Genomic DNA, 17041 nt, shown 5'->3' on the forward strand with positions numbered 1-17041 from the left:
CTCCAATCAGAGGTCGCCAGCGACAGACAGGATCTGTGCCGACTCGAACGTGTCCTTCTGCAGGTCACGCACCTGCGGGTTGACGACCGTGAGGCTCACCGGGGCGCGTCCGGCCCAGCCGGAACCGACCGGACCGCCGTGCGCGAACCGTGGCGCCGTCGGCGTCATGCGCTTCAGTCGCTCGACCTCCGACTGCCCGCCGTGAGCCTGCACGTCGGCCGCCGACCACACGTTCTCCCCGTTGGAGAGCCACGCAGCGATCGAGTCCGACGTCGCAGTGCCGGGACCGGTGATCGGTCCGCCGGCCGCCTTCTTGACGCCCATCTGCAGTCCACCGCCGATCGCCTTGATGATGCGGTCGGTCTCGGTCTGTAGCTTCTTACGGGTGCTCTCAGCGTCGCCACGGTCGGCCTTGTACTGCTTGTCGGCCGCCGTGATGAGCGCCTCGTACGACTTGCCACCCGCGCCGACCTGAGCGTTCGCGATCCCCATCCCCGCGGCGTCCGCGAACTTGCCCGCGTCCGTCCAGGTTCGGTTGATCGTCGCCATCTCGGTCGACGTGGCAGCGAGGAGCGCATCGACGATCGGCTCGCCCTCGACACCCATCTGTGCGATCTCCAGCACGTACGCCGGGTTGAAGCCCATCTTGCGGAGCTTCGCGAGCTTGTCCGCGACCCGCTTGATCTGCTTCGCGTTCGCGCTCGAGCCGTTCGCGATCGTCGCGGCCGTCATCGGGACATCGCGCGTTGTCGTGGAAGTGACAGTGACTCCATCGACCAAACGTGACTGCGCTACCTGACGCGTGCCGCCCTTCCACTGCGAGGGGTCCATCGTGCGCTTGAACGCGTCCGACACCGACGAAGCCCATCCGCGGACGGTGTCCTTCAGCCCGTCGAGCTTCGATGCCGAGGCATCGACCTTCTTCGCCGCGTCGTCCGCTGCCTTCTCGAGACGGAGGTACGCCTTCTCGGACGTCAGCGCCTGCTTCCGCAGTCGCTCGCCACGCTTGCCGCCGACGTCGGTCGCGATGTCGATGAGCTGGTCTACGAGCGAGAGCCCGTTCCCATTCATCCCCGCTTCACGGTTCTCACCGCGGCGCTGCGCCCGGTTGAAGTCGACCTGCTCCGAGCGGAACTCCCGACGGACGTCGGCGAGCTCCTCGCGAGCATCGGCCAGCTCTTCCTTCGCGGCCTCGCGCTTCTTCTTGCTGCGCGCCTTCCGCAGCTTCGACTCCGCGCGATTGACCGCGTCGATCGCGCCCTTCAGCGTGACCGCGCCACCCGAAGCGAATCCGGGGAGAGTGCCGTCACGCATCGCGCGACGCCACTCGTAGATCTTGGCCTGACCACCAGCGGCGGCTACCTCGCTCGCGGGGATGACGTGCTCACCGTTCGACAACATCGCCGGGATGGAGTCGGACGTTCCAGTACCGGGTCCGAGGATCGCACCGCCCGTCGCGCGCTTCTGCGTGAGCAGGGCGCCGACTCCGCCACCAGCGACACCGAGGGTCACGGTCTTGGAAGTCGGGATGCGTGCGAGGTAGTCGAGGAACCGCTGCACCCGGGCCGTGGCGGCATCCGCGTTCGCCGCGATTGCTGTTGACACGTTCTCCGGGATCAGACCGAGTTTGTCGGCGTAGTCTTCTGCCTTCTGCCCGGTGATGCCGAGCTGCCCGAGCATGTCGATCAGGCGCTTGCGTCCCTCTGCGACGGCTTCGCTGGCCTTCTCCTGACTGCCCGTCTGGTCGTAGATCGCGGCGGCGTAGTCGTACGTCGCGCTTGCGAGATCGTCGACCGCGGCTTGGTTTGCGCGGCCCTTCTCGGTCGAGACGTCGAGGGTCTTCCCGTTCTCCTTGATCGAGTCCGAGAGGTCGTCGAACGCCTGCTCGAAGCCGCGCTGCGCCTCCCGTGTGTCCAGTACCGAAGAGCCGAACCCGCGGATGGTGTCCGCCAGCCCCTCGATCTGCGTATCGGTATCACCTGCCTGGCCCGCTAGAGCACGGAGAGCCTCCGTGTTCTGCTCGACCGAGGGTGGCGTCTCTCCGAGCGCCGCGTTCAGAAGCGACTGAATGTCCGTCGCCCCGCCGGTCGCGTTCGCCTGCTTCAGGAGCGCGTCCTGCAGCTCTGGGTTCGCCTTGATGAACGTCCGGAGCTGCCGCTCAGAAAGGTCCGCGTCCTCAGCCAGCGCCCGGAACTGAGCGGAGAATGTCTCCATGTCCCCGGAGTTCGCGATGGCCGCGAGCTCCTTCGCGACGGTGACTGCGGTGCCCGATGTGCTCGCCTGGTTCCAGAAGCTGCTGTCTGCGACACGGTCGAGCTCGTCGCCGAGGTTTGCCAGCAGGGAGCCGGCTTCCTTCGTGTTCGTGATGCCCTCTTTGTAGAGCGCCGCGGCGAACAGCTCGACGCCGGAGCTTGCGCCCCGCATTCGCGACTCGACCTGCTCCGTCGAAGGGAGGAGGTTCTTCGCGATCGCATCGGACAGCGCGTCCACGCCGAGCGTGACGATGCCAACCGCGGCACCGATGGCACCGAGTCGGGCGAGGGTCGCAAGTCCACGGCCCGCCCGCTGGGCAAGGGGGCCCATCGTCTGCAGGGAGGTGTTGAACTCGGCGATCTTCGGCACGGCGAGGAAGAACGCGCCGGTCGTCAGGCCGACTGCAGCCGTAACCAACCCGACCGCGAATACGGCGTTTTGTGCCCCGTCGGGGAGGCCGTTGAAGCCATCGACGATCTCCGTCAGTCCCTGCACGACTGCGCGCAGAGGGCCGTCGGCGGCCGAGCCGACCTGGATGAGCGCCGAGTCGAACGCTCCGCCGAGCGCCTCGATGTCGCCCTTGAGGTTGTCGAGACGGGTGCGCGCGGTCTCCGCGGCGTACCCCTGGTCATCGACGGCCGCCGTCCACTCGCGGATGCCGCTCTCACCCTCCTGGTACAGAACGTTCGCTGCGCGGACCGCGTCGGATCCGAACATCACTGCCATCGCGGCGTTGCGCGCCTCGGGCGTCATGTCCTGCATCGCTGTCTGCAGCTGGCCTGAGAAGTCCGCGAGACCCACGAACTGACCGTTCGCGTCGTAGGCAGAGATCCCGAGGGCGTCGAACTGGTCCTGAGCTTCCTTCGTCGTCGGGTTCAGGCGCTGCAGCATCGTCTTGAGGGCCGTGCCGGCGTCGGAGCCGAGGAGACCCTGCGATGCGAACGACGCGAGCGCTGCCGTGGTCTCTTCGATGCTGAGTCCGGTGGCGGCGGCGACCTGGCCACCCTGCGCGAGCGCGGCGGACAGGTCGGTCACGTCACCCATGGCCTTACCAGCGCCGGCCGCGAGAAGGTCGGCGACGTGAGACATGTCGGTGCCCTCGAGCTTGAACACCTTCAGGGCCGTGGCCGCGATACCAGCGGCTTCTGCGACCTCGATGCCGCCCGCTGCCGCCAGGTCGAGGGCGCCGTTCAGACCGCCGCCGAGGATGTCCTTCGCGTCGACTCCGGCCTTCGCCATCTCTTCGATCGCGTTGGCGGCTTCCGTCGCTGAGAACACCGTGCGCGCGCCGGCCTCGATAGCTGCTTCGCGCAGCGCGTCGAGGCTGTTGCGCGCGTCCTCCCCCGTCGCGGCGACGTTCGACATCGCCTGGTCGAAGTCCGCGAACTTCTTGACGGCGAGTCCGACACCAGCGGCGATGAGACCGCCGGACGTCATCATGACCCGGCCGAGCTGCTCGAAGGCCTGCCGCTTCTGGGCAAGCTTCTCCGCCTCGGTGCCGACCGTCCTGGTCGCCTGGGCGGCCTTCAGCATGCCCGCGTTGTACTCCGCGACCTGCGCGCGGAGCGTCACCTTCACGATGCGATCGACCATTGATCCCCTCCTCGGGCTGGGTACACTCGAGCGATGGAGCGGACACGGATCGACTACTGGGGGCCGGCCCTCGTGGTGATCGGCGTTATTGCGATCGCGGTCTCAGCCGCTGTCATCCCGGATCCGGTGCGGTGGTGGGCGATCTCGTTCTCAGCCCTCGTCGGCCTGTCGGGGCTGGCCCTCGTCGGCTACGTCCGCAACCGCTGACGCGCGAAGTCGCACGTCCCAAAGCAGGGGGCGCATGTCGACGTCCTTGTATGTGTCCTGGTACTTCTTCTGCACGCGCGACAAGGTCGCTTCGGCGAAGTCCGTGAGCGGGAGGGGAACCTCCCAGTCGTCCTTCTTGGCAGGGTCGACGGCTTCTGACAGCAGAACGCCGCGTGCGTTGCGTGGGGCGTTCTCGGCGCGGCGCTGAGCGAGAATCGCGATCCGGTCATCCTCGGTGAACTCTGACTCGCGGGTCGTGATGACTGTCACGACCCGGCCGCGCTGATCTCGCTCGAGGTGCGTCACCTCAGCGGGCTCGCGCCCCATGAAGCGAGACGGAGATACTCCGAGCTCGCGGGCTGCCCGGACGATCTCGCCCGTCAGCCCCTGCGTGCTTTTCCCGAGGCGGCAACCAGTCGCCTCGAGGGGTCGAGCTGATTGACGGCGAAAAGGACCGTCGCGATGTTCGTGCGGTTCGGGGCGCTGAGGATCTTGTACAGCTCTCGCCAGTCCTCTTCGCTCGGCTGCTCACCATCGACGGTGACAGCGTCCACCGGGTAACTTCCGGCGACGGCGTCGGTGTTGTAGCCGACGGCGTCGTCGGTGTCCGACCCGTGACGCGGGGGGTGGGTGGCGACAAGGTCCTGCCACTGATGGCCCCAAGTGGGGCGGAAGCCGAGCTCGATGAGCTCTCCGCCGGCTTCGACATCGACCCGCGTCGCCGGGATGCCGGCGTGCTGGGCCTTCGCGTTCGCGATCTTTTCCTGCAGGTTCACTGGTCTCACCCTTCGTTCTCACCGGGGGGGGAGTACCGGGGACGGGGCGGTGAGAAACCCCGCCCCCGGAAGGGGTGTCAGGCCGCGAGCTTCTGCTCGAGCAGGACCTCGCCGACAATCTCGGGCATCATCTGCTTCGCGAGCTCGGTGTTCGCGGTCGGGGCGACGTCGGTCGACGTCCCGATCCGCGCCGGCACGACAGCGCTGATCACGTCATCCGCGACGAACGTGTGATCGTTCGGGTAGCCGAGCGCCTGAACGAACCGGCCCTCGGTGCCCTTCGCTCCGAGGATCAACTCGGCGTCGGTCGGCGTCTCGCGGTTGTAGACGTAGCGGGTCGTCAGCTCGAAGTCCTTGGAGCCCTCGAGCTTCAGGGCCTGCGCGAGCGTGTACCGGGTCGTGGTGACACGGTTGATCGTCACCGCGAGGTCGAAGCCGTCACCGAGCAGGCCGTAGGTGATGCGCTTGTTCGCGGGGTTGTTCATGTCGGCGACGGAGACGGGGCCGTCGTCGGGGCCGGGGATCCATCGGACGATGCCGTGGCCGTCGGAGACGACACCCCGCTGAATGGGTTCGTTCATGCTTTTCTCCTTGAGGGATGCGCCCCTCGGAGGGGGCTTTCTTTGCCGGCACCGGACGGTGCGCGGAAACAAGAAAGCCCCCGCAGTAGCGAAGGGCTCTCGTTGGTCTCAGTGGGACCGGTCAGTCGGTGCCGGCGGGCTTCTTGGCGCGGGTCTTCGACGGCGTGGGCGGCTGCGGGTCGGCGATGGGCAGGCCGACCTCGTTCGTTCCCAGCTCGGGATCCTTCTCGACGAGCACGTAGTCGTCGGGGTACTTCTCGACGAGGCGGGCGTCCATGAGGAACTCCCGCTTCGCACCCTTCTTGGTGCGCGCGAGTACGAGGTCAGCAGCCATCAGTCACTCCTTCTTGAGATGAAAGCCCACGACATGTGGGCGTAGAACAGACCGGAGGTGCGGTCGTGCTTGATCTCGCCTTCCTCTACGTCGGGAAGTCGGCGGATAGGGTCGCATCGTCGGCCGTCGACGGTGAGCACGTGCCCGAGGTATTGGGCTTTGAGGTCCTCGACGAACAACATGACGCCGGTCGGGTCCACGGCCACGGCTTGCGTGCCGAAGACGACCTCGCGGTCATGGTCAGGTCGTGTCACTGCTGTCCAGCGGTCCGTCTCCTCGGCGGGGACAGACATGGTCAGGACGACGTAGTTGTCTCGCACCGCACCACCGGCGTCGTTGACGCGGACTACGTCGCTGATGACGCCTTCGAGGGACGGAGCTTCCTCGCCGCGAGCCTTGACCGCCTGGTACTCGAGGATCACCCGCGCACCGCCTTCTCCGTCGCGTCGAGGATCGCGATCTGGAGGCCACGCTCGAAGTCGCTCTCGTTGGCTCTCAGCGCATCACGTCCAGCGTTCTGCGGCGAAGACCGCACGTCACCGTTGGCTTCCTCCACGAGACCAAGGGGGCCCTGCGACTTGCCGAGGTTCGGGCCGATCTCCGCATCGATCGAGTTGGACGACACCTCGACGTCGTAATCGATGGACGACGCGTAACCTTCCAGTCCGGTGCGTTCCGCACCCTGCTGCCAGTCGTCCTTGATGAACCGCGCGGTGACCTCCACGGCCTTCCGCATGTTCCTGGCGGCACCGTCGGGCGCATCGCTCAGGTCGGATGCGAGCGCGTAGAGCTCTGAGAAGTCATCGGACATCTCGGCCTCCTACGTGAGCTCGATGAGTGGGTAGCGGTGGCTACTGGTCTGCCCTGCGACGGGTGAACCAGCGATCTTGTACTGCCGTCCCGCAAGGGATTCGTCTGCGTCGGATGCGTCCACGTGGACCTCTTCGCCTTCGAAGCACCGGGGTGAGCCGGTCGGGATAGAGAGGTACGGAGCTTGCTCGCGCGAGGGCTGCCCAGGAACATCGCGCTCCGAGGTGGCGAGAGACTCGTACTTGATGCGGCCAGGGCCGGCGTATCGGGGGGATGTGATCTCAGCGACGGCCTTGCGGGTTTCGGTGTCCGTCCGCCGGATCGCCTTCCCAACCTTGACGGCCTCCGACATCCGCTCGTTGGCCCGCGCTCTCGCCCTCGCGAGTACCTCCAGATGGTTCACAGCGCGGACCCCATCCGGAGCGTGCCGAACTGGTTCCTCTTGCCCGGCAGCAGTCCGACGATGTCGGAAGCCTGCACTGTGAGAGCCCCCGAGGTAAGGGAGGCGTCTCGGCGGATGGTGGTCGTCTCCCGGTAGTCGTCGATCGCCACGGTGTTCGTGGTCTCCGCGGCACCGTCGAGATTCCCGAGCGCACGCTTCACTGAAGCGACGACAGCGCCCTTCGCGATCTCGTATCGAAGGGCGCTGCCGTCCATGAGCACCTGCAGGTCGTGGCCACGTTCGAGTGCCCACGCTTGAAGGTTCGTAGCCGCCTGCGCGATGTATCCGTCGACGAGCCTCTCCTGTTCAGGGGTGAACGGGGGCATGAGACTCTGAACGTCTTCTTTGGTCACGAACGCGTACACGGCGGCTCCTTACTTCTCGGTCGGGATGCCGGCCTCTTCGAGCGCGGAGATGATCTCCTCGCGGGTCACGTCGTCATCCATCTCGAAGCCGTTCCTGTCGGCGTAGTCCCGCCATGCGGGAACCCCGGATCCCCGACCCGACTTGGGCGGGATCTTGGCGGCGTCGGCGGGCGCCGCTTCAGCGGGGACCTCTTCGGGCTCCTGCGGCGCGGGCACCTTGTCGGCGTCATCCACTTCTTCGGCGTCGGCGCCTTCCCACACAGCGGGGTTGGTGATCAGGGCGGCCACGGCCCCGGGGATCTTGTCCTCGGGGCCGTAGACCTGGCTGATCCCATCGACGTGCACGTGAACGTACGTGTTCAGTCGACGGGCCATGATCAGCGGACCTTCGCCTGGAAGATCAGTCGCGCGTTCTCGAGGATCGGCATGCCGACCGCATCGACGAAGACGAACTGACGGTAGGGCGGGCCGACCTTCTCGACGACACCGACGATGCCGGGAGCCTCTTCGAAGGCGAGATCGGCCTCGTTCGCGTTGACGAGCTCGAGAGCGGTTGCCGAGAGGCCGAACCGGGTGTGTCCGAGTTCGCCGAGGTCCTCCGGCGTGAGGAGGACCTTGTCGCTGGGCATGACCGCGGTGTTCGTCCCGTCAACGTCCACGCGAGCGATACGCAGATCGCGTACCGGAGCGATGCCCTCGCTGGCGAAGAGGTCGTTGAGCTCAGCGACGTTGACGCGCGTCTTGCCGCTCGTCGACCCGTGAACTGCTCCGACGATCTCCTTGTTGCGCTGTGCAGCTCGGAGGTTCTCCCGGGTCAGCCATGTGGCGCCAGGACGGCTACCCGTGGTCGCCTCGAAGGTGTCGGACCAGGAGACGAGGTCAGAGAGCGCCGGGGCATCCTCATCCGTCCACAGCGTGGATGCGGTCACCTTGTGGTTGGCGGGGACGCCGAAGTCGGCTTCACCCTGGATGCCTTCCTCGTTGATCGTGAGGACTCCGTCGTACAGGACATCGCCCCACGCCTGCTCGAGGCGGTTCTGGACCTCGTAGGTCAGCCGCTCGGAGTCGTTGTAGATCGCGCGCTGGTAAGCGTCGGCACGAGTGCCGCCGGTGCGCGCGAACTCCAGCCGCAGCCGCTCGTACTCGCCCATGTTCAGCGAAGTCGAGAGAGGAAGCAGGTTCACGCGGCGGTCGCTTCCCGCGTCGCGCTGCGACACGTGGATACGGCCGTCGAACGAACGGTACCGGGCAGTCCGGTTGGTGCGAATGATCTCGGACCAGTCGACCGTGTTGGAGTCCTCGTGGCGTTCGGGGAACGCGTTGAGGAAGTTGAGTTCCTTGCGGGTGGGTACCTCGCGCACGAAGGCGACGAGGTCGTCCGGGGTGACCGGAGCGTCGTAGAAGATTGCCATCGCTCGTCTCCTTAGTTGGTGAAGTGCACGAGCCGCAGGGCAGCGCGTGCGTCGGCGGACAGGGCGCCCGCGCCGGACTGGAAGGGCAGCTTCGCTGCGTCGACCGGGGCGTGGACGACGATCGCGCCGCCGACCTTGGTCGAGCCGGCGCGCACCGGGAGCGAGCCGAAGAGGATGCCGAGGCGGTCCCCGGCTTCGATCTCGCGGCCGTCCGTGGCGGTGTTGTCGTACGGGCCGTAGAGGCCCGTCGCGGTGATCTTCGCGAGCACGATGCCGGACGGGATGTAACCGTTCGGGTAGTGCGTGTTCGCGGTGAACTTGCTGATGTCGAGCGTCACGCTCGGCGTCCAGCCGGGTCCCACTGCGTCAGGCCCACCAAGGAGCCAGGAGCGGTTCTCGACCTGCGACGCCGTCGTGATGACAGAGATGTCAGTCATGATGGGTTCCCTCTCAGGAGTCGGAGTTCTTCTTGAATCGGCGTGCTGCTTCGCCACGGCCGCGGTCGCCTGCGGTCTCGGTGACCTGCGTTCGGTGACCCGCGCCCAGTGCGGGGTTCTGGCGGCTCGTCTGCGTCGGCTGCGAGTTGGCCTCGACCCACGCTGTGACGGCGTCCGTGTCGACGGTGCCGTCCTGCTTCACGAGCTTCGAGCGGTCCATGTCCAGGAGCGCAAAGGGGTCCGCGATACGGCCCGTCAGAGCCTTCGTGAGCGCGGAGCCCAGTCGTTCCTTCGCGAGTTCCTGTCGGATCTCAGCCCGGCCGGCTTCCTTGGCTTCCTGGATGGCCTTCTCTTCTGCCGTCTGGCCCTTGGCGAGGAGGTCGTCGCGCTCCTGCTTGAGCTCGGCGACTTTCTCGGGCGTGAGGTCGCCGTACTTCTTGACGCGGTCCTCGTGCTTCCGAGCCTTGTCCTGCCAGTACGCGGCCTGCTGTTCGGCGTTCATCTCCTTGACGGGGGTGTTCGCGGGGAACTTGGGGGTCGTGTCGTCGCCTCCGCCGCCACCGGGCTCGTCCTCGGGGGCGAGGAACCGGAGGTAGGGCGGGTACGTGCAGCGGCCAGTGAACATGTGGTCTGTCTCCCATGTCGGGTGTGTGTTGAGTTCCCCTGACGGGGACGACCGCACAGTGGGTGCGGAAGATCAGTTCGCGAGGCTGCGCGCCTCAGCGGGAGTGCGGAAGTGGTTGTTCCGCCACGTCAGGACCGGGCCCAGTTCGCCGTGCTGTCGCGTGACGATGAGGTCCGTGAAGTCCGAGATGCGGCGTCCCTGCGCGTCGGTCTTGATGTCCTCGAGGTCCAGGTCGAAGGCGTTCCGGTCCGTCGCCTTCAACCCCCGCTCGATCGCCGCATGGGTCGTTTCGAGCAGTGACGAGTTGATGACCAATGCTGGCTGGCCACCGAGCGGCTCGACGCTGCAGTCGCACCCAGGGTGGATCGGCTGCAGGATGCTCGATTTGTACCTCTGTGTGGACGCGATCACGCACAGCGCGCAGTTCTCCGAACCGGTCAGGACCCGCCGGTAGTACTCCGTCGTGGTGTACCGCTGGGCGGTTCGGGTCTTCGCCAGTTGCAGGTTCGTCGCGGCGAGGCTCCGCAGGCGCTTCTCCCCCGCTGTCACCGCGTCAGTCAGCGAACCGCCGGCCGCGAGCGTGGTGTTGAGGATCATCTGAGGCCGCATGAAGACCTCGCGCGCCGCGGTCCCGCGCAGCGCATCACCGGTGACCTGGCGGTAGTCGACCTGGCGAGGCCGGAACGCCCCGCCGTCGATTGCCGCAGACGCTGAAGCCACGTACGCGGCGGTGAGGTCGGCCATCTGTCGTTCAGCCGCGTCCATGTAGGGCAGGACCGCATTCTGGAACGCCACCATGTCGGCGTCCCGCCACGAGTTCATGCCCCGCCAACGGCCGGTTACAAACTCGTCGACCTGCTGACGGAGCCGAGCGGTGATCGCGACGTTACGAGCTCGAAGTCGATCCAGTAGACGGAGCGTTTGAGGGTCCATCCGGCTCTCCCATCAACGACTCCTGCAGCTTCTGCGCCTTCGCCATGGCGATTCGCTCGGGATCGAACTGGAGGATCTCCGCCATTCGGGTTTCCAGTGGCAGATCCGTCGACTTCGAGAACGCGTCGTACTTCTCCGAGAGGGAGGGACGGTTGGTCGGGTGGTAGTCGATCCGGATCGAACCGCGCTTCGACCTGTCGCTCTCCTCGAGGCACATGAACGCGATCATGTAGACGACCGCCAGCGATGCAGCGACCCGCTTCTGGGTCCGCTCCGTCTTGAACTGGTTGCCTTCCTTGATGTTCGCGGCGCCCTCGGCGGACTGTTGCACGGCATCGGAGATCGCGGGAAGCGGGGTCTTCGTCTCTTCCATGAAGTAGAGGACGTCGTCCTTCACCGACGAGAGGATGCCGGACATGTCAGCCTGCGCGGACTCCCACAGCTTCGCGCCGAGGGGGAGCTTCAGGAATGCGCCCGGATCGGAGGTCAGGAGGTCCTCGTAGTCGATCTCCTGGTTCGTCTCAGGGTCGACTTCGGGAGCATCCTCGTCGTCGACACTGATCGCACGCAGCCGGTACGCCTGGTACAGGCTGATGACCATGCGCTGCAGGATTCCGTGGTTGATGCGGTCAAGGGTGTCGGTGTGACGCTCGAACTCGCTGATCCCGTTCCGGTTCCTGAACCGCACCACGGGGACGAAGCGGTGGTTGAGTTCCGCGCCCTCCGCGCCGTCGAGTTTCGCATCCCATTCCCACGTTGCGCTGCTGAACGCGAGCTTGCCCGACAAGCTGCGCCGGGCCTTCGTCGCGACGTACCGACGCGCATTGGCCCACGCCGTCACCCGGCCGAACGTGTCGCGTTCAGCGGCCTCGCCGGCGATGTACAGGTACGCGTAGTCGCGCTGCTCGTCGGGGTCATGGAACATCTTCAGCGCAGCGCGCACTTCCGACTGTCGGAGCGGATTGTGGATCGTCACGACCTGCCGAGGATCCTCCCCGGTGATCACGACTCGATCGTCGTCATCAGGGTCGAGCCCGACGATCATGTAGCCGTCACGAAGCCCGAGCATGTTCTCGATGACATCGGACAGCTCGATGTCGAGGTTGTTGTCCCGCCAGATCGACATCGCCAGATCGTCGCCGTCGGAGTCCGTCGCGACAGCCGTCCGAACAGCGCGAACGGCGATGCGGTCACTGACAGCGGTGACTGCCGACTCCGCAAGGTTCACGCGCGCGATCTTGCGGATCGCCTCGTAAGCGCTCCGCATGTTCTCGACGCCTTCCGGCGGCGGCGGGTCACCCTCGACGTACGCCTGCAGCCGGTTGAGCTCCGGGAGACGCGCGGCGAGCTTCTTGGACAGCTTGTCGAGCCACCATCCGGGGCTATTCGGGGTCTTGACGTCGATCGCCACGGGCACCCCCTTTACCGGATCCGGCGGATCCTGACTTTGGCCTTCTTCTTCGGCTTCGCGCCCGACTTCCGGGCATCGAGACACGCTTTCCACGACAGGTTCGCGGCCATGGCCGCGTCGATCTTGAATTCGAGACGCCCGTCCGGCTTGGCGAGGATGAGCAGCGGCTGACCTTCGTCATCGAGCAGACGTGAGTCCTTCGTGCCGGCGTTCTGCATGTGCCGCATGAAGTCGGAGAACGCCGCGAAATCGCGAGTGTCATCGTCATCCCCGCCGAAGGTCACAGAACCGGATGCGATCGCTTCCCGGTACTCGCGAGCCGCGTACGCGGCGCGCTTCCGGTTGTTCGTCCACCACTCTTCGATCTGGTCTGGCCACTTCGCGGACCACGACCCCATGGTCTCGGTCCAGTGGGGCGGGTCGCCGTATAGCTTCCAGACATCGAACCGCCTGAACGCATCCCGGACCGCGGCGGTCACTTCGGACTCGTCTACTTCCCAGTCCTCGGCGTACTCCGGTCGCTCCCACAGGCCGAGGAGCTCCTGGAGACCAGTCGCGATGTCGGTCGCGACGAGCGCGGTGGAATCCTTGAACCGGGCGCCGTCGAAGCCGAGAGCGACGAAGGCGCCGTTCGGGATCCGCTGACCCTTCCGCTCGAGCTCCTTCATGCGGAGGGCGTCGAACATCCGGGAGTCAGCGCGACGCCAGCGGTTCAGCCAGACTCGCTCGAGATACGCGAGGTCCGCTTTCGGGCGGTCCCAGTTCTTCGCGATGCCCTCGAACTGTCCAGGACCGTACTCACCTGCCGGGCCTGTGGCTTCCGCGATCGCGGCGATGCGGTTCTGCATGGCTTGCTTCTGCGTGACCTCAGGCTGCGAGTCCGTGCCAGCGCGCGGCATCAGGTCCTTATGCTTCGGACCTGCCCACCGGGCGAAGAAGAACAGTGCGGGGTCTTCGATGTCGCCCTTGTCGATCTTCTCGGCTTCGCCGCGAACGTTCTCCTGAATGGAGTTCTGTCCGGGCTCACCCGCGGTCGACGTGTAGAACGCCCACGGATCCTCGAGGGGACGCTTCGTGAGGTTCGCCGCCATCGTCTCGTGCGCGGCGAGGTGCCGCGGCAGGAACAGGCGGTGAGGCTCGTCGAAGTGCTGGAACGTCGTCAGGGCGCCGTCGCGGGAACCCGGAGAGTTCGACACGGGGACGGCCATGCCGTCGGCGCGGCCGCGGTTGTTCATCCGCACGATGCGCTCGAGCGAGATGTCGAACAGGTCCGCGTCGGGGCTCTCTTCGAGCACGTACTTCAGGACACCGTAGGCAAGCTCGGAGACCTGCTCCTCGGTGACGGCCATCATCGGGATGTACGGGAACTTGACGGGCCGACCAACAGGCTCGCCCTTCGCGTTGAACCCGTCGCATCGGACCGGCGCCTCGGGATGCAGCTCAGCACCGCACACCCACGCAGCGAACTCCGTCTTCGCGAGACCCTTACGCCACTCAAGCGCTCCACGCTGGAAACGCCTGCGACCCTCCAGCCGGTGACCCTTCGGATGCACCTCGTACAGGCGGTACAGCGCCGCGCGCTTCTCATCGTCGAGACGAGCCGGCTGACCAGCGAGCGATCCCGGCCCGAACACGAAGCGGTCTTCGATGAAGTCGGCAAGCTCAGGGCCCAGCGTCGGGAAGGACAGGTCAAGCTTCGGGACGATCAGAACGACCACGAAGCTCTACCTACTCGTTCAGTGCGAGCCGAGGGTCAGCGGTCCGCTTCCGCACGCCCTCACGGCGACGCTCGACACGCTTCGCTGCTCGTTCCTCTGCCGCATCGGCCATCTCGAACTGGATCTTCAACCGCGCCCGGTCTTCGGGCGTCGCACCGAACTTCGCCGTCCGAAGACGAAGCTCGGGAAGCATCTTGAGGTCACCCTCCATCACGGCGGCGTGAGCCAGCGCAGCCAGCTGCAGCTCGGCCCAGTCCATCGACGTGAACATCCCCGACAGGGGCGACATCGCCCACGTGTCCCACCACGCGACCGTCGCCTCGGGCCAATCGATCTCGTCCCGGAAGGTCCCATCCTCGTCCTCACGCGGAACGAACCGCCGAGGGAGCTCAGGCTGAACCGACTTCTGCACCTCGATGACACGCATCTGCGCACCACCAGCATTCCGGCGAGCACGCGTCGTCGGGTCTTTCGGAGCAGGGCCACGGCCAGCCATCAGGTGGTACCTCCCATGTCGGGAATGCGGGGATCAGCCCATGACGGGCAGGAGGACAACGACTCAGCCCAGCGCCAGCGGCCAGGCCGCGACATGAAACGCCAGACCCGTACAGATCGGAATGAGCAGGCCCCCGGAGGTCCCGGTAGGCGGGGCGGGTGGACCCCCCTCCCCCACCCCTTCAGCGTTCGATGTGCTGGGGTGGGCCGGTGTAGTCGGGTTCGTCGTACTCGCGGCCGTCGAGGGAGTGGTGGAGTTCTACCCAGCCGATGGTGCCTTCGTCTCGTTCGACGGGTTCGGTTCGTGGGCCGCAGGGGCAGGGTGTCCCGTCGTCGACGTGTTCGATGAGGTCGTTCACGGGTACGACGTGCACTGTGTCGCGGTCGACGGTCATGGTGCGCTCCCGGTGTCAGCGTGCACGGGTGGTGGTGTGCGGCCGGACGTGGGCGGCATGGGTGACGCGGCACCGTGCCAGTAATCTCGGCGTATGGCGAAGAAGCAGGAGTTCAAGACGGTCACGCTCGATGGCGACTTGTTCGTCTGCGTGATCGAGCACACCATGCTCGCGAGCGGACGCATCGGGGTGAGCATGATGAAGTCGGCTCGCCGCGCGGTCGGTGATACCCATCCGACGGAGGAAGAGCGTCAGGCACTCATCCGCATCCTCGGTGTGAACTAACGTCGCGTTGCTGGTTGTCAGCGTGCGCGGTTGCGTGCGCGGTTGCGTGCGCGGTTCTCACGGTTCGACTTCGCCTGATGGCATTGCACTGACAGCCACTGCAGGTTCGACAGGGAGTGGTCGTCGCCTGCGTTGATGTGGTCGCATTGTGCGCCGGTGCCGTCGCAGTTGGGTTCGTGGGGGGTGGCTTCGCACTTACCGGCTGCGCGCTTCTTCACCTGGGCTCGTAGCTTGGGCCAGTCGGCGGGGAGTCGTGAGCGTCGGGTGGACCGTTGGGGTGTGTGGGGTAGGCAGTAGGCCCGTCCGATCACACGTTCGTCGCAGTCGAAGCGTCCGCACTTCTTGGGGGCGCGTGCCATCAGTCGTCCTCTTCGAACTCTCCGATGCCGCGTACCCGGTCGAGTGCGACGGACAGGAGGCCGACGGCTACGTGGTCGGGAAGACTGCCGCCGGTCATGACGGTCGCGTAGGCGGACTCGTCACGGTTGGCGAGGCTTGGCAGGTAGACGCTGGCTATCCAGTCGCCGACGAACTCCGACTCGTCGAGGATGCCCTCGTCTGCGAGATGCTCGGTGAGCGCGGCGCTGAGGGCACGCTCGGTCTCAGCAGACATCAGTCGGCCTCCCCGTATGCGCTTTCGTCGCAGCAGAACAGGTATGCGGCGCGGGAGTGGTGGACGGTTTCGCAAAGTTCGCAGATCCACACGGTGAGGAGGATGTGTGCGGCGCGGGCTGCGTCGTGTCCGACAGCGTGGGCGAGCGCTTCGATGCGGGCTCGGGGTGTGTGCTTGCCGCGGACGGCGTGGGCTGCGGCTTCTCGGCCGCCGCGCTTGTCGTACGTGGCGAGGCTGGTGGTCGCGTCGTCGCCGAGGATGCCGTGTTCCGCGAGTACCGCGAGGCGTGGGTCTGTCATGGTCGCCACCAGACGAAGTCGCACACGTCGCGTCGGCCGCAGAGGTATGTGAAGGACGGGCGGTTGTTGACGAGGAACAGGGATGCGACGATCGAGTCGAACCCGCAGCGGGGGCATTCTTCCCCGGTCGGGATTGGTAGCGACTGTTCGATGACGACCATGACGGTGCGCTTCGGGTCGGTCATCCTCGTCCCCATCCGTAGAGGTGCGGGTCGCTGTGCCTGACGTCGTTCGTGGCGAAGTGCCAGAGGACGCGTTGGCAGTGGCGTGTGCGTGAGTAGGCGTGGCCGAGCCCGGCGAGCGTGATCCCGGCGGCGAGGGCGATGAGGAGTCTCACGCGATACCCCGAACGACGAGGGATGCGAGGATCTCCGCACCGCTGGTGAGGTCGAGTCCGCGTGGGCCGGGTCCCCAGTTCGGGTAGGTCGGCTTCTTGGCCGCCTTCACGAACGGGATGCCGGCACGTTTCCGTGCCTTGCGAGCTGCGTTGCTCACAGGTGACCTCCGTGTGGGGTCGAAGGGATTCGGGGGTGACGGCCGCGGCGATGCCGGCTCCGTCGTGTTCTGTTATCCAGGCGCGCGCACGCGCCGTGGTTGGTCCCGTGCCATCGCGGGACCGCTCAACCCGTCGTTTGCCGGGCGGAGGCTCCGGGCTGGCGGGGAGTTGTGGGGCATGAAAATACCCCCGCCGTGGCGAGGGTGGGTGTGCGTTACCGCAACTGTAGAAACAGTATCAGTGTTTGACCGGCAATACGGTCACCGAAACACGACATCTGGTGGTGGCGTGGTTGGGGTGTGCCTACATCTTCCAGCGCGGTCCGTTGGCGGCGGCGGTTTCGATGTCTCCCCATCGGACGGCTTTGTATCCGTCGCCGTACCGGTGGAGTTCCACACTGTCGGCTTTCAGCCAGTAGCGGAGGGTGCGTTCGGATACGCCGAAGCGGTCGCGGAGTACGTCGAGCGGGATGAGGACGTCGCCGGCCTTCACCTGGCACCATGCGTTCGCGTCTCGTCCTCACGGTCGTGAATGGTGAGGACCACGGCCGGCCTGTGTGCT

At 66.2% G+C, this 17041-nt stretch carries 27 protein-coding genes; 2 read left to right on the forward strand and 25 right to left on the reverse strand.

Features of this window, described 5'->3' with window-relative positions:
* Positions 1-6: 6 nt before the first annotated feature.
* Entirely contained in the window at positions 7-3846 is a 3840-nt protein-coding gene (locus ACJJV7_RS07615) for a phage tail tape measure protein (protein ID WP_405375997.1), read from the reverse strand.
* Between the two features lie 33 nt (positions 3847-3879).
* On the opposite strand from ACJJV7_RS07615, the gene ACJJV7_RS07620 reads away from it, so the two are divergent.
* Positions 3880-4053, forward strand: a complete 174-nt coding sequence (locus ACJJV7_RS07620; protein ID WP_405375996.1) for a hypothetical protein — start codon at positions 3880-3882, stop codon at positions 4051-4053.
* Here the strand turns inward: ACJJV7_RS07620 and ACJJV7_RS07625 are convergent.
* From ACJJV7_RS07625 to ACJJV7_RS07705, 17 genes are all read right to left on the reverse strand, one after another.
* The gene (locus ACJJV7_RS07625; RefSeq protein ID WP_405375994.1) at positions 3997-4380 is read right to left on the reverse strand and encodes a hypothetical protein; all 384 of its coding nucleotides are present in this window, start codon (positions 4378-4380) and stop codon (positions 3997-3999) included. The two genes, ACJJV7_RS07620 and ACJJV7_RS07625, sit on opposite strands and share 57 nt — an antisense overlap.
* A gap of 53 nt (positions 4381-4433) precedes the next feature.
* On the reverse strand, positions 4434-4829 hold the full coding sequence (locus tag ACJJV7_RS07630) for a hypothetical protein (RefSeq protein WP_405375993.1): 396 nt from the start codon (positions 4827-4829) through the stop codon (positions 4434-4436).
* 77 nt (positions 4830-4906) lie between these two features.
* A complete protein-coding gene (locus ACJJV7_RS07635) occupies positions 4907-5410 on the reverse strand; it encodes a hypothetical protein (protein WP_405375992.1) in 504 nt (167 codons plus the stop codon).
* A gap of 121 nt (positions 5411-5531) precedes the next feature.
* Complete coding sequence (locus ACJJV7_RS07640; RefSeq protein ID WP_405375990.1) at positions 5532-5744, reverse strand: hypothetical protein; 213 nt, start codon at positions 5742-5744, stop codon at positions 5532-5534.
* Positions 5744-6166: a hypothetical protein gene (locus ACJJV7_RS07645; protein ID WP_405375989.1), complete on the reverse strand. Its 423-nt coding sequence runs from the start codon at positions 6164-6166 to the stop codon at positions 5744-5746. Before ACJJV7_RS07645 ends, ACJJV7_RS07640 begins: the two co-directional genes overlap by 1 nt.
* Entirely contained in the window at positions 6163-6555 is a 393-nt protein-coding gene (locus ACJJV7_RS07650; protein ID WP_405375987.1) for a hypothetical protein, read from the reverse strand. Before ACJJV7_RS07650 ends, ACJJV7_RS07645 begins: the two co-directional genes overlap by 4 nt.
* A gap of 9 nt (positions 6556-6564) precedes the next feature.
* The gene (locus ACJJV7_RS07655) at positions 6565-6957 is read right to left on the reverse strand and encodes a DUF6093 family protein (RefSeq protein WP_405375985.1); all 393 of its coding nucleotides are present in this window, start codon (positions 6955-6957) and stop codon (positions 6565-6567) included.
* Positions 6954-7361: a hypothetical protein gene (locus ACJJV7_RS07660; protein ID WP_405375983.1), complete on the reverse strand. Its 408-nt coding sequence runs from the start codon at positions 7359-7361 to the stop codon at positions 6954-6956. Before ACJJV7_RS07660 ends, ACJJV7_RS07655 begins: the two co-directional genes overlap by 4 nt.
* A gap of 9 nt (positions 7362-7370) precedes the next feature.
* On the reverse strand, positions 7371-7736 hold the full coding sequence (locus tag ACJJV7_RS07665; RefSeq protein WP_405375981.1) for a hypothetical protein: 366 nt from the start codon (positions 7734-7736) through the stop codon (positions 7371-7373).
* Positions 7737-7738: 2 nt separating this feature from the next.
* The gene (locus tag ACJJV7_RS07670; protein WP_405375980.1) at positions 7739-8773 is read right to left on the reverse strand and encodes a major capsid protein; all 1035 of its coding nucleotides are present in this window, start codon (positions 8771-8773) and stop codon (positions 7739-7741) included.
* A gap of 11 nt (positions 8774-8784) precedes the next feature.
* On the reverse strand, positions 8785-9210 hold the full coding sequence (locus ACJJV7_RS07675; protein WP_405375978.1) for a head decoration protein: 426 nt from the start codon (positions 9208-9210) through the stop codon (positions 8785-8787).
* A gap of 13 nt (positions 9211-9223) precedes the next feature.
* Entirely contained in the window at positions 9224-9835 is a 612-nt protein-coding gene (locus tag ACJJV7_RS07680) for a hypothetical protein (protein ID WP_405375976.1), read from the reverse strand.
* A 72-nt stretch (positions 9836-9907) separates the two neighbouring features.
* Positions 9908-10657 (reverse strand): hypothetical protein, encoded by a 750-nt coding sequence (locus tag ACJJV7_RS07685; RefSeq protein WP_405375975.1) that lies wholly within the window; start codon positions 10655-10657, stop codon positions 9908-9910.
* 64 nt (positions 10658-10721) lie between these two features.
* On the reverse strand, positions 10722-12179 hold the full coding sequence (locus ACJJV7_RS07690; RefSeq protein WP_405375974.1) for a phage portal protein: 1458 nt from the start codon (positions 12177-12179) through the stop codon (positions 10722-10724).
* An 11-nt stretch (positions 12180-12190) separates the two neighbouring features.
* Entirely contained in the window at positions 12191-13897 is a 1707-nt protein-coding gene (locus ACJJV7_RS07695; protein WP_405375972.1) for a hypothetical protein, read from the reverse strand.
* Positions 13898-13907: 10 nt separating this feature from the next.
* Positions 13908-14324, reverse strand: a complete 417-nt coding sequence (locus ACJJV7_RS07700; protein WP_405375970.1) for a hypothetical protein — start codon at positions 14322-14324, stop codon at positions 13908-13910.
* A gap of 250 nt (positions 14325-14574) precedes the next feature.
* Positions 14575-14787, reverse strand: coding sequence for a hypothetical protein (locus ACJJV7_RS07705; protein WP_405375969.1), 213 nt, complete (start codon positions 14785-14787; stop codon positions 14575-14577).
* Positions 14788-14880: 93 nt separating this feature from the next.
* Here ACJJV7_RS07705 and ACJJV7_RS07710 point away from each other — a divergent pair, with 93 nt between their 5' ends.
* Positions 14881-15072: a hypothetical protein gene (locus tag ACJJV7_RS07710; protein WP_405375967.1), complete on the forward strand. Its 192-nt coding sequence runs from the start codon at positions 14881-14883 to the stop codon at positions 15070-15072.
* 17 nt (positions 15073-15089) lie between these two features.
* On the opposite strand, the gene ACJJV7_RS07715 is transcribed toward ACJJV7_RS07710, so the two are convergent.
* The 7 genes from ACJJV7_RS07715 to ACJJV7_RS07745 form a co-directional block, all read right to left on the reverse strand.
* Positions 15090-15290: a hypothetical protein gene (locus ACJJV7_RS07715; protein ID WP_405375966.1), complete on the reverse strand. Its 201-nt coding sequence runs from the start codon at positions 15288-15290 to the stop codon at positions 15090-15092.
* Positions 15291-15430: 140 nt separating this feature from the next.
* Positions 15431-15685, reverse strand: coding sequence for a hypothetical protein (locus ACJJV7_RS07720; protein WP_405375964.1), 255 nt, complete (start codon positions 15683-15685; stop codon positions 15431-15433).
* On the reverse strand, positions 15685-15984 hold the full coding sequence (locus tag ACJJV7_RS07725; RefSeq protein ID WP_405375962.1) for a hypothetical protein: 300 nt from the start codon (positions 15982-15984) through the stop codon (positions 15685-15687). The genes ACJJV7_RS07720 and ACJJV7_RS07725 overlap by 1 nt, the downstream gene beginning before the upstream one ends.
* Positions 15981-16169: a hypothetical protein gene (locus ACJJV7_RS07730; protein ID WP_405375961.1), complete on the reverse strand. Its 189-nt coding sequence runs from the start codon at positions 16167-16169 to the stop codon at positions 15981-15983. Before ACJJV7_RS07730 ends, ACJJV7_RS07725 begins: the two co-directional genes overlap by 4 nt.
* Complete coding sequence (locus ACJJV7_RS07735; RefSeq protein WP_405375959.1) at positions 16166-16321, reverse strand: hypothetical protein; 156 nt, start codon at positions 16319-16321, stop codon at positions 16166-16168. The genes ACJJV7_RS07730 and ACJJV7_RS07735 overlap by 4 nt, the downstream gene beginning before the upstream one ends.
* Positions 16318-16479 carry a hypothetical protein gene (locus tag ACJJV7_RS07740; protein ID WP_405375957.1) on the reverse strand — a complete coding sequence of 54 codons (162 nt, stop codon included), beginning with the start codon at positions 16477-16479 and terminating at the stop codon, positions 16318-16320. The genes ACJJV7_RS07735 and ACJJV7_RS07740 overlap by 4 nt, the downstream gene beginning before the upstream one ends.
* 304 nt (positions 16480-16783) lie before the next feature.
* Positions 16784-16972 (reverse strand): hypothetical protein, encoded by a 189-nt coding sequence (locus ACJJV7_RS07745; RefSeq protein ID WP_405375955.1) that lies wholly within the window; start codon positions 16970-16972, stop codon positions 16784-16786.
* Positions 16973-17041 lie beyond the last annotated feature (69 nt).

Origin of the sequence: Microbacterium sp. Ld4 (assembly GCF_045066555.1) — a bacterium.
Taxonomy (GTDB): domain Bacteria; phylum Actinomycetota; class Actinomycetes; order Actinomycetales; family Microbacteriaceae; genus Microbacterium.

Excerpts from the sequence above, each read along its gene's own strand:
- ACJJV7_RS07670 (WP_405375980.1), bottom strand. The coding sequence starts at position 8,773 with ATGGCAATCTTCTACGACGCTCCGGTCACCCCGGACGACCTCGTCGCC.
- ACJJV7_RS07665 (WP_405375981.1), bottom strand. The coding sequence starts at position 7,736 with ATGGCCCGTCGACTGAACACGTACGTTCACGTGCACGTCGATGGGATC.
- ACJJV7_RS07625 (WP_405375994.1), bottom strand. The coding sequence starts at position 4,380 with ATGGGGCGCGAGCCCGCTGAGGTGACGCACCTCGAGCGAGATCAGCGC.
- ACJJV7_RS07730 (WP_405375961.1), bottom strand. The coding sequence starts at position 16,169 with ATGACCGACCCGAAGCGCACCGTCATGGTCGTCATCGAACAGTCGCTA.
- ACJJV7_RS07620 (WP_405375996.1), top strand. The coding sequence starts at position 3,880 with ATGGAGCGGACACGGATCGACTACTGGGGGCCGGCCCTCGTGGTGATC.
- ACJJV7_RS07635 (WP_405375992.1), bottom strand. The coding sequence starts at position 5,410 with ATGAACGAACCCATTCAGCGGGGTGTCGTCTCCGACGGCCACGGCATC.
- ACJJV7_RS07710 (WP_405375967.1), top strand. The coding sequence starts at position 14,881 with ATGGCGAAGAAGCAGGAGTTCAAGACGGTCACGCTCGATGGCGACTTG.
- ACJJV7_RS07725 (WP_405375962.1), bottom strand. The coding sequence starts at position 15,984 with ATGACAGACCCACGCCTCGCGGTACTCGCGGAACACGGCATCCTCGGC.
- ACJJV7_RS07720 (WP_405375964.1), bottom strand. The coding sequence starts at position 15,685 with ATGTCTGCTGAGACCGAGCGTGCCCTCAGCGCCGCGCTCACCGAGCAT.
- ACJJV7_RS07650 (WP_405375987.1), bottom strand. The coding sequence starts at position 6,555 with ATGTCCGATGACTTCTCAGAGCTCTACGCGCTCGCATCCGACCTGAGC.
- ACJJV7_RS07615 (WP_405375997.1), bottom strand. The coding sequence starts at position 3,846 with ATGGTCGATCGCATCGTGAAGGTGACGCTCCGCGCGCAGGTCGCGGAG.
- ACJJV7_RS07700 (WP_405375970.1), bottom strand. The coding sequence starts at position 14,324 with ATGCGTGTCATCGAGGTGCAGAAGTCGGTTCAGCCTGAGCTCCCTCGG.
- ACJJV7_RS07705 (WP_405375969.1), bottom strand. The coding sequence starts at position 14,787 with ATGACCGTCGACCGCGACACAGTGCACGTCGTACCCGTGAACGACCTC.
- ACJJV7_RS07640 (WP_405375990.1), bottom strand. The coding sequence starts at position 5,744 with ATGGCTGCTGACCTCGTACTCGCGCGCACCAAGAAGGGTGCGAAGCGG.
- ACJJV7_RS07675 (WP_405375978.1), bottom strand. The coding sequence starts at position 9,210 with ATGACTGACATCTCTGTCATCACGACGGCGTCGCAGGTCGAGAACCGC.
- ACJJV7_RS07685 (WP_405375975.1), bottom strand. The coding sequence starts at position 10,657 with ATGAACTCGTGGCGGGACGCCGACATGGTGGCGTTCCAGAATGCGGTC.
- ACJJV7_RS07680 (WP_405375976.1), bottom strand. The coding sequence starts at position 9,835 with ATGTTCACTGGCCGCTGCACGTACCCGCCCTACCTCCGGTTCCTCGCC.